15 protein-coding genes are annotated in these 15,479 nt (G+C 63.8%); 2 read left to right on the top strand and 13 right to left on the bottom strand.

Features of this window, described 5'->3' with window-relative positions; all coding sequences use genetic code 11:
• Positions 1–49 precede the first annotated feature (49 nt).
• From VNT00_RS16550 to VNT00_RS16510, 9 genes are all read right to left on the bottom strand, one after another.
• Entirely contained in the window at positions 50–1,429 is a 1,380-nt protein-coding gene (locus VNT00_RS16550; protein ID WP_325589476.1) for a replicative DNA helicase, read from the bottom strand.
• Between the two features lie 183 nt (positions 1,430–1,612).
• Complete coding sequence (gene rplI / locus VNT00_RS16545) at positions 1,613–2,068, bottom strand: 50S ribosomal protein L9 (protein ID WP_325589474.1); 456 nt, start codon at positions 2,066–2,068, stop codon at positions 1,613–1,615.
• A 16-nt stretch (positions 2,069–2,084) separates the two neighbouring features.
• A complete protein-coding gene (gene rpsR, locus VNT00_RS16540; protein WP_113934181.1) occupies positions 2,085–2,357 on the bottom strand; it encodes a 30S ribosomal protein S18 in 273 nt (90 codons plus the stop codon).
• 100 nt (positions 2,358–2,457) lie between these two features.
• Positions 2,458–2,775 carry a primosomal replication protein N gene (gene priB / locus VNT00_RS16535; RefSeq protein WP_325589470.1) on the bottom strand — a complete coding sequence of 106 codons (318 nt, stop codon included), beginning with the start codon at positions 2,773–2,775 and terminating at the stop codon, positions 2,458–2,460.
• A 25-nt stretch (positions 2,776–2,800) separates the two neighbouring features.
• Positions 2,801–3,184, bottom strand: coding sequence for a 30S ribosomal protein S6 (gene rpsF, locus VNT00_RS16530; protein ID WP_325589468.1), 384 nt, complete (start codon positions 3,182–3,184; stop codon positions 2,801–2,803).
• Between the two features lie 320 nt (positions 3,185–3,504).
• Positions 3,505–4,311, bottom strand: a complete 807-nt coding sequence (folE2, locus tag VNT00_RS16525) for a GTP cyclohydrolase FolE2 (RefSeq protein WP_325589466.1) — start codon at positions 4,309–4,311, stop codon at positions 3,505–3,507.
• A 100-nt stretch (positions 4,312–4,411) separates the two neighbouring features.
• Complete coding sequence (gene dxs / locus VNT00_RS16520; protein ID WP_325589464.1) at positions 4,412–6,289, bottom strand: 1-deoxy-D-xylulose-5-phosphate synthase; 1,878 nt, start codon at positions 6,287–6,289, stop codon at positions 4,412–4,414.
• A 5-nt stretch (positions 6,290–6,294) separates the two neighbouring features.
• Entirely contained in the window at positions 6,295–7,212 is a 918-nt protein-coding gene (locus VNT00_RS16515) for a polyprenyl synthetase family protein (protein ID WP_325589462.1), read from the bottom strand.
• 5 nt (positions 7,213–7,217) lie between these two features.
• Positions 7,218–7,517, bottom strand: a complete 300-nt coding sequence (locus tag VNT00_RS16510; protein ID WP_325589460.1) for an exodeoxyribonuclease VII small subunit — start codon at positions 7,515–7,517, stop codon at positions 7,218–7,220.
• Positions 7,518–7,802: 285 nt separating this feature from the next.
• Here VNT00_RS16510 and VNT00_RS16505 point away from each other — a divergent pair, with 285 nt between their 5' ends.
• Positions 7,803–8,930, top strand: coding sequence for an aromatic ring-hydroxylating oxygenase subunit alpha (locus VNT00_RS16505; RefSeq protein WP_325589458.1), 1,128 nt, complete (start codon positions 7,803–7,805; stop codon positions 8,928–8,930).
• A gap of 26 nt (positions 8,931–8,956) precedes the next feature.
• Here the strand turns inward: VNT00_RS16505 and VNT00_RS16500 are convergent, their stop codons facing one another.
• Together VNT00_RS16500 and VNT00_RS16495 are read right to left on the bottom strand one after the other, a co-directional pair.
• The gene (locus VNT00_RS16500) at positions 8,957–9,826 is read right to left on the bottom strand and encodes a sulfurtransferase (RefSeq protein ID WP_325589456.1); all 870 of its coding nucleotides are present in this window, start codon (positions 9,824–9,826) and stop codon (positions 8,957–8,959) included.
• 90 nt (positions 9,827–9,916) lie between these two features.
• The gene (locus VNT00_RS16495) at positions 9,917–10,801 is read right to left on the bottom strand and encodes a DMT family transporter (RefSeq protein ID WP_325589454.1); all 885 of its coding nucleotides are present in this window, start codon (positions 10,799–10,801) and stop codon (positions 9,917–9,919) included.
• Between the two features lie 157 nt (positions 10,802–10,958).
• On the opposite strand from VNT00_RS16495, the gene htpX reads away from it, so the two are divergent.
• Positions 10,959–11,843 (top strand): protease HtpX, encoded by an 885-nt coding sequence (gene htpX / locus VNT00_RS16490; protein ID WP_325589452.1) that lies wholly within the window; start codon positions 10,959–10,961, stop codon positions 11,841–11,843.
• A 6-nt stretch (positions 11,844–11,849) separates the two neighbouring features.
• On the opposite strand, the gene VNT00_RS16485 is transcribed toward htpX, so the two are convergent.
• Together VNT00_RS16485 and polA are read right to left on the bottom strand one after the other, a co-directional pair.
• The gene (locus tag VNT00_RS16485) at positions 11,850–12,638 is read right to left on the bottom strand and encodes a dienelactone hydrolase family protein (RefSeq protein ID WP_325589450.1); all 789 of its coding nucleotides are present in this window, start codon (positions 12,636–12,638) and stop codon (positions 11,850–11,852) included.
• 110 nt (positions 12,639–12,748) lie between these two features.
• Positions 12,749–15,466 (bottom strand): DNA polymerase I, encoded by a 2,718-nt coding sequence (gene polA, locus VNT00_RS16480; protein ID WP_325589448.1) that lies wholly within the window; start codon positions 15,464–15,466, stop codon positions 12,749–12,751.
• Between the last annotated feature and the right edge of the window lie 13 nt (positions 15,467–15,479).

Below are 15,479 nucleotides of genomic sequence, written 5' to 3'. Positions count from 1 at the left end.
GCAAGGATCGGATTCGATTTACATGAATGCACCCGGCAGCGGGCGCACGCTACATGCCGCCGCCCATGCCCGACGAGAAGTTCAGGAAGCGGGTGCTGGCGCCCTGGAAGGTAAGCCGCACGCTGCCGATGGGGCCGTTACGCTGCTTGCCGATGATGATCTCGGCCGTGCCCTTGTCGGGAGAGTCGGGGTTGTAGACCTCGTCCCGGTAAATGAAAAGAATCAGGTCGGCATCCTGCTCGATGGCGCCCGACTCGCGCAGGTCGCTCATGACGGGGCGCTTGTTGGGGCGCTGTTCCAGGCTGCGGTTGAGCTGCGACAGAGCAATGAGCGGGCAGTTGAGCTCTTTGGCCAGGCCCTTCAGCGAACGGCTGATTTCGGAGATTTCGGTCGCCCGGTTCTCGCCCGCCGAATTGGCGGACATGAGCTGCATGTAGTCGATGATGATCAGGCCGAGCTGGCCGCATTGGCGCGCCAGGCGCCGCGCCCGGGCGCGCACCTCCATGGAGCTGAGCGCGGGGGTTTCATCGATGTAGATCTGGGCTTCCTGCACCTGCTGCACGGCATGAGTCAGGCGCGGCCAGTCGTCGGCGGTCAGCTTGCCGGTGCGCATGCGATGCTGGTCCAGCATGCCCACCGACCCGACCATACGCATGGCCAGCTGCACCGCACCCATTTCCATGGAAAACACCGCCACCGGCAAACCCTGCTCGATGGCCACGTGCTCGCCGATATTCATGGAGAACGAGGTCTTCCCCATGGACGGGCGCCCCGCGACGATGATGAGGTCGCCTGGCTGCAGGCCGGATGTCATTCGGTCCAGGTCGCTGAAGCCGGTGGGAACGCCGGTGATGTCCGAATCCCCCTCCCGGTGATAGAGCTCGTCGATGCGCTCGACCACCTGGGTCAGCAAGGGCTGGATGTCCTGGAAGCCGGACACGCCGCGCGAGCCCTCCTGGGCGATCTGGAACACGCGCGACTCGGCTTCGTCCAGCAGTTGCCGGGCCTCTTTGCCTTTGGGGTTGAAGGCGGCCGCGGAGATTTCGTCGGCCACCGAGACCAGTTTGCGCAGCATGGAGCGTTCGCGCACGATCTCGGCATAGCGGCGGATATTGGCGGCGGACGGAGTGTTGTGGGCCAGGGCGTTCAAATAGGCCAGCCCGCCCACCTCTTCGGCCTTGCCCGCGATGGCAAGGGACTCGTGCACAGTGACCACGTCGGCCGGGCGCGAGAGCCCGATGAGGCGGGTGACGTGCTGCCAGATGATGCGGTGGTCGAACCGATAGAAGTCCTCGTCGCCCACGACGTCGGAAATGCGATCCCAGGCGGCATTGTCCAGCAGCAAGCCGCCCAGAACCGACTGTTCGGCCTCGATGGAGTGCGGAGGCACGCGCAGGTAATCCAGTTGCGTGTCGCCGGACAGTTGCATGCTTTCCAAAATCATTACCCCCGGTCTTGCGCGGTAAACCGCCAGAACAGCGAATGCGGCGGGCCTTCAGGCCCTCTGCACCGACAGAATACAAAAAGAAAAAGCCGGCCACGGGCCGGCTTTTTTTACAGCGTGACGCCGACACTGCCAAGAATCAGCAATGTACCACGCCCCTGCGGACGCTTAGGCCATTTCGCCAACGACGACCACGGTGATGTCGGAGACGACATCGGCGTGCAGGGCGACTTGCGCGGGAAACTCGCCCACAGCCTTGATGGCGCCGTCGGACAGGCGCACCTGCGACTTCGCGACCATGTCGAAACCTTCCTTGGCCAGCGCGGCGGCGATGTCCATGGTGGTGACCGAGCCGAACAGACGGCCGTCGACACCCGCTTTCTGGGTGATCTTGAGGGTCAGGCCGTTGAGCTTCTCGCCGGCGGCCTGGGCGGCTGCCAGTTTTTCGGCCTGGGCCTTTTCGATCTCGGCGCGGCGGGCTTCGAATTCCTTCAAGGCCGCATCCGTGGCGCGGCGGGCGATTTTTTGGGGAATCAGGTAATTGCGGGCATAGCCGTCGCGCACGCGAACGACTTCACCGAGGTTACCCAGGTTGACGACTTTTTCGAGCAGAATGACTTGCATGACGAAGGGCCTCGGATTAGTTGTGGTTATCGGTGTAAGGCAGCAGGGCCAGGAAGCGGGCGCGCTTGATGGCGGTGTCCAGCTGGCGCTGATAGTGAGCCTTGGTACCGGTCAGGCGGGCAGGAATGATCTTGCCGTTTTCCTGGATGAAGTCGCGCAGGGTGTCCAGATCCTTGTAGTCGATCTGCTCGACGCCGGCTGCCGTGAAGCGGCAGAACTTGCGGCGCTTGAACAGCGGATTCTGTTGGGTGAACTTGCGTTTTTCTTTGCCTTTTTTGAAGAAAGCCATAATGTGCCTCTTTGAATTTGGGGGATATCCCCCGCTATATGGTTCATGCATCGAGCGGATTGATACGGACTCGAGCAATTCGAATTTACCGACGGCCTTGCTAGACGGTGGCGGTTGCGCCTCCGGCAAAGGTCCGATTCGCCTGCTGCATATGCAGCACCAGCTTGCTTGCGCCTTTCCGGACAGGGGCCAGAAACCCTTCTATCGACAGCGACGCGCCCAAGGGGGTGTCAACCAGCAGCAAGGCGATGTCTCCGAGAGCGATGGCGGGAATGACGAACTCGACGCGTCGGGCGATTCCGGCCTCGACGATTTCGGATTCGTGGCTCAACAGCATTTCCAGCGCTGGCAGTCCGGCCGGGGTATACCTTAAAGGCTTGACCTCGATGGCCGCTGCTGTCAATGCAAGCTGATTCACGCTAAAGCCCAGGGCGACCCGGCGCTTACTCTTGGTTGCCGGTGTTGGCCGCGGCAGCTTCCGCGCTGGTCTTGCGAGCCTCTTCGCGTTCGACCGACTTCATCATCACGGAAGCGCCGGTTTCGGCCTTCTTGGTCTTGATGACCAGATGACGCAGCACTGCGTCGTTATAGCGGAAAGAATGCTCGAGCTCGTCCAGGGTGGCCTGGTTGCATTCGATGTTCAGGCACACATAATGGGCCTTGACCAGCTTTTGGATCGGGTAGGCCAGTTGGCGGCGGCCCCAGTCTTCCAGACGATGCACCTGGCCGCCGTTGCCGGTAACCAGGGACTGATAGCGTTCGATCATGGCGGGCACTTGCTCGCTTTGATCGGGATGCACGATAAACACTACTTCGTAGTGACGCATAAACTACACTCCTTGAGGAAATCTTTTGGCAGCAAGCACGGGGCTTCGCAAAAACCCCGAATAAAAGCCATCAAAAGGGACAGCCCGCCCAATGCCTGTTGTTGCAATTCCTGTTTTGCAATCCCTGTTGTTACAACAGCTGTTGCAACAACTGTCGCAACTCCGGCTGCAAAAACATAGACATGAGTCGAGCAAGAAACCGCTAATAATACCATGCTGGACAAAAACTAGCCAGCGCTGCAGAAAATCCAGGCGCGCACGCCGGCCGAAGCCTGCCGCAACGCCGACGCCTTCCAGAAGGCTCGGCGCCGGGCTGCCTCTTAGCCTTCCACCACCGCGTAGGCGGAATGGTTATGGATGGATTCGAAGTTTTCGGCTTCGACGCGGAAGCGGCTTACGCCGGGCACCGCCTTGATGCGCACCGCCACGTCGCGCACCAGGTCCTCGACGAACTTGGGGTTTTCGTAGGCGCGCTCGGTCACGTATTTTTCGTCGGGCCGCTTCAGCAGGCCCCACAGCTCGCACGAAGCCTGCTGCTCGACCAGGCCGATGAGCCCGTCGACGTCGAGCTCGCCGATGTCGCTGAACACCAGGTCGACCGACACGTGCGAACGCTGGTTATGCGCGCCGTATTCGGATATGGCCTTGGAGCATGGGCAAAGGCTGGTGACCGGCACCAGCAGGCCCAGCTCGAACTCGTCCGAGCCGTCGGCCCCGGCCCGGGCCGTCCATTTGACCTCGTAGTCCATCAGGCTGGTCACGCCCGACACGGGAGCCGCTTTGTTGACGAAATACGGAAACCTGGCGGACATATCGCCCTGCTCGGCATGCAGCAGCTCCAGCATGGCCCGGGCCATGCCGTTGAACATCTGCGGCGTCATGGGCTTGGCGCGATGCTCTTCGAGCAGCGCCACGAAGCGCGACATGTGCGTGCCCTTTTCGTGGGCGGGCAAGGCAACCGTGAGCTCCCAGGTGGCTATCGTGGGCAGCGCCTGGCCGCCCGCCGCCGCAACCAGCATCGGATAGCGCACGCCTCGCACGCCGACCCGCTGGATGGGCATGTGGCGAGTATCCTCGCTGCTTTGAACGTCGGGCATGGCGACTGCCGAATCAATCAAGGAATTCATAATTCAACCTGAGTGTGCCCGGATGACTACGGGCGTGGACCAAAAACAAACACTACACACTATATCTGATGCGGAAAGCCGCCGGAATATTCCCGCCGGCTCAGGCGCACTTGTCTTGTGCCTGGACGGCCATGAAGCGCGCCCGGACGGCGCTTTCGATGCCCGCGGCATCCAGCCCGAGCGACCTGAGCAAGGCGGCTTGCTCGCCGTGATCGATGAAGCGGTCGGGCAGGCCCAGCTGCAGCACGCCGGGAGTCATGGCCTGCGCGCTGAAATATTCCAGCACGGCACTGCCCGCGCCGCCCATGACGGCGCCCTCCTCGAGGGTGACGAACGCATCGTGGGAAAGCGCCAGCGTGTGCAGCAGTTTTTCGTCCAGCGGCTTCACGAAGCGCATATCGACCATTGTAGCGTCAAGCACCTCGGCCGCCTTCAGGCCTTCGGGAACCAGCGTGCCGAAACCCAGTATGGCGATGCGGCGCCCTTCGCGCAACACCCGGCCTTCGCCGATGGGCACGGTTTCGAGCCCGGCGGCGACTTCGGCGCCGCGGCCCGCTCCACGCGGATAGCGCACCGAGGCGGGCCCAGGATGCTGGTAACAGGTGTTGAGCAGCAGCCGCGCCTCGTTTTCGTCGGACGGCGCGGCCACCACCATATTGGGAATGCAGCGCAGGAAGGCGATGTCGTAGTTGCCCGCATGGGTGGCGCCGTCGGCCCCGACCAGGCCCGCCCTATCGAGGGCGAAGGTGACGTCCAGGTTTTGCAGGGCGACGTCATGGATGAGCTGGTCGTAGCCGCGCTGCAAAAACGTGGAATAGATGGCCACGACCGGCTTCAGGCCTTCGCAGGCCAGCCCCGCGGCGAACGTGACGGCGTGCTGCTCGGCGATGCCGACATCGAAATAGCGCTGCGCAAAGCGCTTGTGGAACTCGACCATGCCGCTGCCTTCGCGCATGGCCGGCGTCACGCCCACGAGCCGCTCGTCGGCTTGCGCCATGTCGCACAGCCAGCGCCCGAAAACCTGGGTGAAGGTTTGCCGGGGCGGTGTCGCGGGCTTCTGGATGCCGACCGAAGGGTCGAACTTGCCCGGACCGTGATACAGCACGGGGTCGGCCTCGGCCAGCTTGTAGCCCTGCCCTTTTTTGGTTACCACATGCAAGAACTGCAAACCGCCCAGCTCTTTCAGGTTTTCCAGCGTGGGGACCAGGGCGTCGAGATCGTGGCCGTCGATGGGGCCGACATAATTGAAGCCCAGCTCTTCGAACAAGGTGGCGGGCGACATCATGCCCTTGGCATGGCCCTCGAAGCGGCGCGCCAGCTCGAGCACCGGCGGCACATGCTGCAGCACGGCGCGGCCCACGTTCTTGGCGGCGGCGTAGAAGCGTCCCGACATCAGGCGGGCCAGATAGTGATTGAGCGCCCCGACCGGCGGGGAAATCGACATGTCGTTGTCGTTGAGCACCACCAGGACGTTGACGCCGGGGGTGACGCCCGCATTGTTCAAGGCCTCGAACGCCATGCCCGCCGTCATGGCGCCGTCGCCGATGACCGCGATGTGCTGGCGATCGAGCCCCAGGTTGCGCGAAGCCACCGCCATGCCCAGCACGGCCGAAATCGACGTGGACGAATGCGCCGTGCCGAAGGCGTCGTACTCGGACTCGCTGCGCTTTGGAAAGCCCGAAATACCGCCCTGCTGGCGCAGATGGGCCATGGCCTCGCGGCGTCCCGTCAGTATTTTGTGCGGGTAGGACTGATGCCCCACGTCCCAGACGATGCGGTCGTCGGGCGTATTGAAAACATGATGCAGGGCCAGGGTAAGCTCGACCGTACCCAGATTGGAGGACAAATGCCCCCCGGTCCTGGACACCGATTGCAGGACGAATTCGCGCAACTGCCCGGCCAGGTCTTTGAGCTGGCGCCGATCGAGCGATCGGACGTCGGCCGGCGAATGAATTTGGTCTAGTGAGACGATAGCCATACGAATCAACGGTCTCTTTTTACTATGAAATCGGCCACCTCGAGCAGGCGGCCGCCCGCCGCGCCCAACGACAGCAGCGCCGCATGGGCCTCGTCGCGCAAGGCGTGCAGCAATTCACGCGAACCATCCAGCCCCAGCAAGGAAACGTAGGTGGGCTTGCTGTCGGCGGCATCCTTGCCGGCCGTTTTACCCAGGGTGGAGGTATCGGCCGTTACGTCCAGGATGTCGTCGGCCACCTGGAAAGCCAGGCCTACGGTCTGGGCATAGCTTTCCAACCCGGCGCGCGTGGTCGAGCTGGCGCCGGCCACGATTCCGCCCAGCAGGACGCTGGCCTGGAGCAGCGCCCCGGTTTTCAGGCTGTGCATGGTTTGCAATTGCTCGCGGGTAAGAACCATGCCGACGCTGGCGCAATCGATGGCCTGCCCCCCGGCCATGCCCAGGCTGCCCGCCGCGCGGGCCAGCACCTCGGTGGCCTGCACGATGAGCGCCGGCGCGATCGGCATCTGGGACAGCAGCTCGAAGGCCAGCGGCTGCAGGGCGTCGCCCGCCAGCATGGCGGTTGCCTCGTCGAACCGCACGTGGACCGTGGGGCGGCCACGCCGCAAGGCGTCGTCATCCATGCACGGCAGGTCGTCATGCACCAGCGAATACGCGTGGATGAGCTCGACGGCCGCCGCCGCGTGATCCAGCGCAATGTTCTGGGCCGGCGACAAGGCGCCGCCGGACGCCGCCGAGGCCTCCCCGGCCGCATAGACCAGGGCGGCCCGCACCCGCTTGCCGCCGCCCAGCACCGCGTAGCGCATGGCTTCGTGCAGGCGCGCCGGCTGCATCGACGCCTCGGGCAGGAAGCCGTCGAGCACGGTTTCGATGTGCTGCGCGCGCTCACCCAGCCACGAGGAAAAATCCTTTTGTTGCCCGCTCATGCCGGTCAGTCCTCGCCGCCATCGGGCGTCTGGGCAAACGGCTTGAGAAGGTTGCCCTGCAGAACCTTGACCTGCTGCTCGGCCGAATCGAGCAGGTTCTGGCAGATTCTGGCCAGATCGACGCCTTTTTCGTAGGCAGCCAGCGATTGCTCGAGCGGCAGCGAGCCGCTTTCCATTTGGGCGACCAGCGCCTCGAGCTGTGCAAGCGCCGTTTCGAAATCCTGGGGCAGCGGTTCTTTTTTTGCCTTGGCGCCGCTGGCGGACGGACTTTCTGTTGAACGGACGGCGTCTTGTTTATCGACCATCGGTAGGGTGTTCCCAAAAAACGGCCGGCTGACGCCGCCCTGGTTTCATTGCATACTCAGATTGTACGAGATGCGCGCCCGGACAGCCTACCGGACACATTCCGCGCCGGCGCCCCACCCCGCCCGGGCTCCGGCCCCGAACGGGATAGGTCTTGTTTTATAAAGAAAAAACAAGGTACAATCATTGTCTTTGTTTTCACCGGCCAGGGCCGTTTTTCTTCGCACCGGGGCTTTTTTTGCACTTTGCAGGGCTTTTCCGGTTTTATCCAGGCGGGGGGGAAATCCATGACCGACATTGGTCGGGAAGCGCATTTTGCGCTGGCGCACGCGCAATTATCCGTTGACAGCTACTTCGACGACGCAATCTTTGCTCGCGAACAGTCGCTCATCTTCAAGAATTCAGCCCGCTACATCGGGCACGAAAAGCTCGTCCCCGAGGTCGGCGACTGGCGCACGCTTGCGCATGAAAACGCCGGGCGCGTGCTGGTCCGCAACCACCAGGGGGTCGAGCTGCTGTCCAATGTATGCCGCCACAGGCAGGCGGTCATGCTGGGGTTCGGCGAGCCGGGCTGCGGCAATCTGCGCGAAACCGGAGGCAACATCGTCTGCCCGGTGCACCGCTGGACCTACAGCAGGCAAGGCCAGTTGCTGGGCGCCCCCCAGTTCCCCGAAACACCCGGCATGGACTTGCAGAAGTTCACGCTCAAGAACTGCCACGGCTTGCTGTTCGAGGGTCCGCGCGACCCCGCCAGCGACCTGGCGCCCCTGTTCCAGCGGCCCGAGTTCGATTTTTCCGACTACGTCCTCGACCACGTGGAAGTCCACCAGTGCCGCTACAACTGGAAGACCTTCATCGAGGTCTACCTCGAAGACTACCACGTCGGGCCTTTCCACCCGGGACTGGGCCGCTTCGTCACCTGCGACGACCTGAGCTGGGAATTCTCGGACAGCTACAGCCTGCAGCGTGTGGGCATCCACAATGCGCTGAGCCAGCCGGGCAGCGCGGTGTACCAGCAATGGCACGAACGCCTGCTGGAATACCGCTCGGGCCAGGCCCCCGATTTCGGCGCCATCTGGGTCACGTACTTCCCCACCCACATGATCGAGCTTTACCCCCATGTGCTGGTGCTGTCCACCCTGCACCCGGTCAGCCCCCAGGAAACCGTGAACGTCGTCGAGTTCTACTACCCCGAGGAAATCGCCGCGTTCGAGCGCGAATTCGTCGAGGCGCAACGCGCGGCCTATATGGAAACCGCGGTCGAGGACGATGAAATCGCCGAGCGCATGGATGCCGGGCGCAAAGCCCTGATGCAGCGGGGCGTCAACGAATCCGGCCCCTACCAGTCGCCCATGGAAGACGGCATGCTGCACTTCCATTCATGGTACAGGCGCATGATGGACGGCGCAGCCTAGGGCCTGGCGCGCGGTTTCCAGCCGCTTCAGCCGGCGCCGCGGGCGACGGGACGGCCGGGGTCGCTGCACCATTCGCTCCACGAGCCAGGGTAAAGTCTCGACCCTTTCAGTCCGGCCAGCTCCATGGCAAACAGGTTGTGGCAGGCGGTAATGCCCGACCCGCACTGATGCACCACGTCGGCCGCGGACACGCCGCCCAGCAGCGCCTCGAACTCGGCGCGCAGTGCGGCGGGCGGCTTGAAACGCCCGTCGGACTCCACATTCAGCGAATTGGGGCGATTGAGCGCCCCCGGTATATGCCCCGCAACTGGATCCATGGGCTCGACCTCGCCCCGGTAGCGGTTTGCCGCGCGCGCGTCGACCACCGTGAATGCCGGCGCTTCCAGGTTTGCCAGCACCGCCGCGGCATCCACGGCCGGCATCGCCGGCGCGGAGCCATAGCCGCGATCCTGCAGGGCCTGGGCCTCGGTGACGGAACCCGTATTGACCCGCGTTTCGACGGCGCCTCCAGCGGCAAGCCAGGCCTGCCAGCCGCCGTCCAGCACCGCCACGTTTTCGTGGCCCAGCCAGCGCAACATCCACCACAAATGCGCGGCAAACATGCTGTTGCCCGCGTCGTAGACGACCGCCTGGATGCCGGGCCTCAGGCCCTGGGCGCGCATCAGCGCGGCAAAATCGGCCAGCGCGGGCAAGGGATGGCGGCCGTTGCTGCCGGTTTTCGGCGCGGCCAGCTGAAGTTCGTGGTCCAGATAAATGGCCCCCGGCACGTGGCCCGCTTCGTAGGCGCGCCGTCCCGCCGCGTGATCGGCCAGGTCGTGGCGCACGTCGAAGACCAGCCATCCCGGCCCGGCAAGGCCCTCGCGCAATTGTGCCGCACTGATCAGTAAATCGAACATGTCCGTTCCTCCGTGATTTCGAGCCTGACGATTCGTTCGTCTCGCGCCGTCCCGCGCACGAAACGCACCGCACCCGGCCTATTCGTTTTTTCAGCCCGCGGCGGCGCGCGAGGCGGCTTTGCGGGCAGCCTTGGCCACGGCAACCGTGCGCCAGACCGACACCAGGCCCGAGCCGATGATGCAGATCATCCCCGCCCAGGCGACGGCATCGGGGTGGTCGCCCCAGAACACCATGCCCAACAGGGTAGCAAAAATAATGGTCGAATATTGCAAGGCTGCGGTCAGCAGCGCCGAGCCCAGGCCGAAAGCGCGGGTCATGGCCAGTTGCCCGACCAGGCCGGAGGTGCCCAGCCCCACCAGGGCCAGCCAGGCGTGGCCGTCCAGCTCGTGCCAGCCCTCCAGACTCAGGCCCGCCAGGCTGCTGAGGCAGACAAAGCTGGAAAAAATAAGCACCGTGCGCCATTCAGCCTCGCCGGCGCGCCCCAGTTGCCGGACCTGCATCATCGCCACCGCGCCCATGGCCCCGCCCGCCAGGCCAAGCAGGGCCGCCAGGAAATGCTCGTGCTCGATGCTGGGGCGAAGCACGCCCACGACGCCGAGAAAGCCGAGGATCACTGCAAGGATGCGCACCGGATCGCGCTGCGAGCCGCCCCAAAGCAGCATGCCGACGCCGATGAAGAGCGGCGAGGTGTAGTTCAGGCTGACCGCGGTCGAAAGCGGCAAGTGCGACAGCGCGTAAAACCCCAGCCACATGGCCGCGATGCCCGACAAATTGCGCCAGATGTGAAGCTTCCAGCTATTCGGCGCGATGCGCCGGTGCGTGCAGATTGCCCAGCCGTACAGCAGCAATATAGAGGGCATGCCCCGGAACAGCACGATTTGCGGCAGCGATGAGCCGTAATCGGACGCCAGCTTGATGCAGGCGCCCATGATTGCGAACATGGCACTTGCCAACAACATCCATAATGACTGCATGATGCACCAGGCGCGGGTTCAGATCCGGAAAAGACAACACTATACCCGCCTTCCCGGCATATTTGCCGCCACGGCCCTTTAAGCCCGGAACTATGCCCTCATATCGGACTCTATAACTCCTACAAAATCACTTCAATTCGTCGGGGAAACTGAAATCATGAAACGAATCTTCCTGTTCCTGCTTACCAACCTGGCCGTCATGCTGGTGCTGAGCATCACCATGAGCGTGCTGGGCGTTGGCCGCTTCCTGACCGCCAACGGGCTGGATCTTGGTCAATTGCTGGTCTTTTCGGCGCTGGTGGGCTTTACCGGCTCGATCATCTCGCTGCTGATGAGCAAATGGATGGCCAAGCAAAGCACAGGCGCCCAGGTCATCGACCCGCAATCGCCCCGCAATGCGCGCGAAGCCTGGCTGCTCGACACCGTGCACCAGTTGGCCGACCGCGCCGGCATCGGCCGCCCCGAGGTTGCCATCTACGAGGGCGAACCCAATGCATTCGCCACGGGCGCCTTTCGCAACGACGCCCTGGTCGCCGTCTCGACCGGCCTGCTGGAAAGCATGAACGAAGAGGAAGTCGCCGCCGTGCTGGGGCACGAAGTGGCCCACATCGCCAACGGCGACATGATCACGCTGACCCTGATACAAGGCGTGGTCAATACCTTCGTGGTTTTCCTGGCGAGGGTGGTCGGCTACTTCGTCGATCGCGTGGTGCTCAAGAACGACCGGGACAGCATAGGCATCGGCTATTACGTGACGGTGATCGCATGTGAAATCATCTTCGGCATCCTGGCCTCGGTGATCGTGGCCTGGTTCTCGCGCCGCCGCGAATACCGCGCCGATGCAGGATCCGCGCAACTGATGGGTTCGGGCCAGCCCATGATACGGGCCCTGGCGCGACTGGGCGGACTGCAGCCGGGCGAACTGCCCAAGTCGTTCGAGGCAGCCGGAATTTCGGGCGGCCAGGGGATAAGCGCGCTGTTCGCCACCCATCCCCCCATTGCCGACCGCATCCAGGCCCTGCAGGCGGCCAAGGCCGCCTGACCGGGATCAGGCCAGGTACTTGCGGAACCACTCCAGCGCCCTGGCCCAGGCATCCTTGGCGTCCTGGGCGCGGTAGCTGGGCCGGTAGTCCGCAAAAAAGGCGTGGCCCGATTCGGGATACACGACCATCTGCGACGCCCTGGCGGCTTCGTTGCCCTGCGCAAGAATGCCCTCGACCCTGCGCACGTCGTCCACCGGAATACTGGCGTCCTGGGCGCCATACAAGCCCAGCACCGGCGCGTGGACCTCGGCCGCGATGTCCACGGGATTGCGCGTCTGCAAGGGCCCATGGCCCGTTGCCAGCTTGCCGTACCAGGCCACCGCCGCCTTGCAGGCCGGATTATGCGAGGCATACATCCAGGTCAGGCGCCCGCCCCAGCAAAAGCCGGTTACCCCCAGCTGCGCCACATTGGCGCCCCGGGTGGCCGCCCACCTGACGCAGGCGTCCAGGTCGGCCATGACCTGTTGGTCGGGCACCTTGGACACGATTTCGCCGATCAGCTTGGGCATATCGGTGTACGGCGAGGGGTCGCCCTGGCGCTGGTAGAGCTCGGCCGCAACCGCCAGGTAGCCCTCTTTGGCAAAGCGCCGGCATATGTCGCGGACGTGTTCGTTCACACCGAAGATTTCCTGGATGACCAGGATGACGGGCACATTGGACTGGCCGGCGGGTGCGGCGTAATAGGCCTTGATCGTGCCGTCGAAGGTCGCCAGGTCGAAGTCGCCCTGCTCCAGGCCCTCGGCCGGCGTGTGGATGGTCGTGGGGGCCTCTCCGGGTTTAGGTGTAACGGTCATTTCATCTCCTGAAGGACGGGGCTTGCACACCCGTCTCGTTGCAAATAGTCATGCTGCGGCGGTACCGCGCGGCCCTGAGCCCGCGGCTCACCGCGACGCCGGCGACAGCCTCAATGCGCCTGCTCCCAATTATCGCCAATGCCGACCTCGGCCAGCAAGGGCACGGCCAACCGCGCGACCCCGCACATCAGCTCGGGCAGGCGCCGGGCCACTTCGTCGACCTCGGCGGCGGGCGCGTCCAGCACCAGTTCGTCATGCACCTGCATGACCAGCAAGGTCTTGAACTTGCGCTCGTCCAGCCAGCCCTGCACGGCGACCATGGCCATCTTGATGAGATCGGCGGCCGTGCCCTGCATGGGCGCATTGATGGCGGCGCGTTCGGCGGCCGCTTGCCTGGGCCCTTTGGCCCCGCGCAAATCGGGCAGCCACAGGCGGCGTCCGAACACAGTTTCCACGTAGCCCAGTTCACGCGCCTTGGCCTTGGTTTGCTCCATATACGCCGCCACCCCGGGGTAGCGCGTGAAATAGCGGTCGATATAGGATTTTGCCGCATCGCGGGTAATGCCCAGGCTGGACGCCAGGCCAAACTCGCCCATGCCGTAGATAAGCCCGAAATTGATGGTCTTGGCGAAACGGCGCTGCTCGGACGTGACCTGATCCAGCGCCACCCCGAACACCTCCGAGGCGGTCGCCCGGTGGATGTCCTCGCCGCGCTCGAAGGCGCTTTGCAAATTCGCATCGCCCGAAACATGGGCCATGACGCGCAGCTCGATCTGGGAATAGTCGGCCGAGATGATCTTGCCGTCGGTCGCCACGAAGGCCGTGCGCACCCTGCGTCCTTCGGGAGTGCGCACCGGAATGTTCTGGAGATTGGGGTCGGAGGACGCCAGTCGCCCCGTGATGACCGCCGCCTGGGCGTAGCGCGTATGCACTCGCCCGGTGCGCGGGTCGATCATCTTGGGCAGCTTGTCGGTATAGGTGGACTTGAGCTTGGCCAGGCCGCGGTAGTCCAGCAGCACTTGCGGCAAGGGATAGTCGGCCGCCAGCTTGGTGAGGACGTCCTCGTCGGTGGAAGGCGCCCCGCTGGCGGTCTTGCGCACTGTGGGCAACTGCAGGCGCTGGAACAGGATTTCACCCACCTGCTTGGGCGAGTTAAGGTTGAAAGGCTGGCCGCCCAGCTCGTAGGCCTTCTGCTCGAGCTCCAGCATTTGCTGGCCCAGCTCGTGGCTTTGCTGCGCCAGGGCCTGGGCGTCGATGCGCACGCCGTTGTGCTCGATGGTGGTCAGCACCGCGGAAGTCTTGATTTCGAGCTGGTAAATGGCTTCCAGCCCGGGTTCGGCGGCCACCTTGGGCCGCAGCACGTTGTGCAGCTGCAAGGTGAAGTCGGCGTCCTCGCTGGCGTAATAGCCGGCTTTTTCAAGCTCGACCTCGTCGAATCCGATCTGCTTGGCGCCCTTGCCGCACAGGTCTTCGTAGGTGACGCCGGTGCGTGACAGCCAGCGCTCGCCCAGTTCTTGCAGGTTGACGCGCCGGTGCGACTCCAGCACATAGGCCTGCAGCATGGTGTCTTCGGCAATGCCGGCCAGCGCCACGCCTTCGTTCAGGAACACATGGGCATCGTACTTGGCATTGTGCAGCAGCTTGGCGGCGGAAGGGTCTTCCAGCCAGGGACGCAGACGGTCGAGCACCTCTTGCCTGGGCAGCTGCGCCGGATGGTCCGGGCCGCGATGCCCAACGGGGATATAGCAGGCAATGCCCGGCTCCGCCGACAGCGAGATGCCCACCAAGCGGGCCTGCATGGGGTCGAGCGAGGTGGTTTCGGTGTCGAGCGCCACCAGTTTCGCCGACTGGATACGCTCGAGCCAGCGCTCGAACGCCGGCCAGTCCTGCACGGTTTCGTAATTGACGTCGGTGACGGCGGCGGGCGCCTCGGCCGCCACGCGGCTGTCCTGGGTGGGCACGCGCTCGGGATCGCCGCTGAGCTCGCGCAGCCAGGTGCGGAACCCGTATTCGTCGTACAGGCGCAGCAAGGCCTCGCGGTCGGGTTCCCCCGGCACCAGGTCGGACAGGTCGTCGGACAGGAACGGGATGTCGCAATCGGTCTTGATGGTGACCAGCTTGCGGGTAAGCTCGAAATTGGGAATGGCCGCGCGCAGGTTGTCGCCCAAAACACCCTTGATTTCCTGCGCATTGGCCACCAGATTGTCCAGCGTATGGTAGGTGTTGAGCCATTTGGCGGCGGTTTTGGCCCCTACCTTGGTCACACCCGGAATGTTATCCACGGCATCACCGGTAAGCATGAGGAAATCGACGATTTGCTCGGGTTTGACGCCGAACTTGCGCACCACCCCTTCGATATCCTGACGGTCGCCGCTCATGGTGTTGACCAATTCGACGTCTTCGTTGACCAACTGCGCCAGGTCTTTGTCGCCAGTGGAAATGACGGTATGAACCCCCTCTCGGGTTGCCTCGCGGGCCAGGGTGCCGATGACGTCGTCGGCCTCCACCCCCGTTACACTGAGCACCCGCCAGCCCATGGCGGCCACGGCCTGGTGGATGGGTTCGATTTGCACGGCCAGGTCGGCCGGCATGGACGGCCGGTTGTCCTTGTACAGGGGGTAGATGTCGTCGCGGAATGTCGGCCCCTTGGCGTCGAACACGCAGGCGGCATAGTCCGCCTTGTAATCCTGAACCAGTCTACGTAACATGGATATGACACCATAAAGGGCACCTGTGGGTTCGCCTTTGGCGTTCCGCAGATCGGGCAAGGCATGGTAGGCCCGGTACAAATAGCTCGACCCATCAACAAGCAACAAGGTTTTTTTCATGACAATAAGCAAC

This window comes from Eoetvoesiella sp. (assembly GCF_035555955.1).
GTDB lineage: Bacteria > Pseudomonadota > Gammaproteobacteria > Burkholderiales > Burkholderiaceae_B > Eoetvoesia.
This window is presented reverse-complemented; position numbering and strand designations above follow the sequence as displayed.

What these genes read in the sequence shown, in the direction of transcription:
- VNT00_RS16550 (WP_325589476.1), bottom strand. Translation starts at nt 1,429, where the DNA reads ATGCAACTGTCCGGCGACACGCAACTGGATTACCTGCGCGTGCCTCCG.
- rplI (WP_325589474.1), bottom strand. Translation starts at nt 2,068, where the DNA reads ATGCAAGTCATTCTGCTCGAAAAAGTCGTCAACCTGGGTAACCTCGGT.
- rpsR (WP_113934181.1), bottom strand. Translation starts at nt 2,357, where the DNA reads ATGGCTTTCTTCAAAAAAGGCAAAGAAAAACGCAAGTTCACCCAACAG.
- rpsF (WP_325589468.1), bottom strand. Translation starts at nt 3,184, where the DNA reads ATGCGTCACTACGAAGTAGTGTTTATCGTGCATCCCGATCAAAGCGAG.
- folE2 (WP_325589466.1), bottom strand. Translation starts at nt 4,311, where the DNA reads ATGAATTCCTTGATTGATTCGGCAGTCGCCATGCCCGACGTTCAAAGC.
- dxs (WP_325589464.1), bottom strand. Translation starts at nt 6,289, where the DNA reads ATGGCTATCGTCTCACTAGACCAAATTCATTCGCCGGCCGACGTCCGA.
- VNT00_RS16515 (WP_325589462.1), bottom strand. Translation starts at nt 7,212, where the DNA reads ATGAGCGGGCAACAAAAGGATTTTTCCTCGTGGCTGGGTGAGCGCGCG.
- VNT00_RS16510 (WP_325589460.1), bottom strand. Translation starts at nt 7,517, where the DNA reads ATGGTCGATAAACAAGACGCCGTCCGTTCAACAGAAAGTCCGTCCGCC.
- VNT00_RS16505 (WP_325589458.1), top strand. Translation starts at nt 7,803, where the DNA reads ATGACCGACATTGGTCGGGAAGCGCATTTTGCGCTGGCGCACGCGCAA.
- VNT00_RS16500 (WP_325589456.1), bottom strand. Translation starts at nt 9,826, where the DNA reads ATGTTCGATTTACTGATCAGTGCGGCACAATTGCGCGAGGGCCTTGCC.
- VNT00_RS16495 (WP_325589454.1), bottom strand. Translation starts at nt 10,801, where the DNA reads ATGCAGTCATTATGGATGTTGTTGGCAAGTGCCATGTTCGCAATCATG.
- htpX (WP_325589452.1), top strand. Translation starts at nt 10,959, where the DNA reads ATGAAACGAATCTTCCTGTTCCTGCTTACCAACCTGGCCGTCATGCTG.
- VNT00_RS16485 (WP_325589450.1), bottom strand. Translation starts at nt 12,638, where the DNA reads ATGACCGTTACACCTAAACCCGGAGAGGCCCCCACGACCATCCACACG.
- polA (WP_325589448.1), bottom strand. Translation starts at nt 15,466, where the DNA reads ATGAAAAAAACCTTGTTGCTTGTTGATGGGTCGAGCTATTTGTACCGG.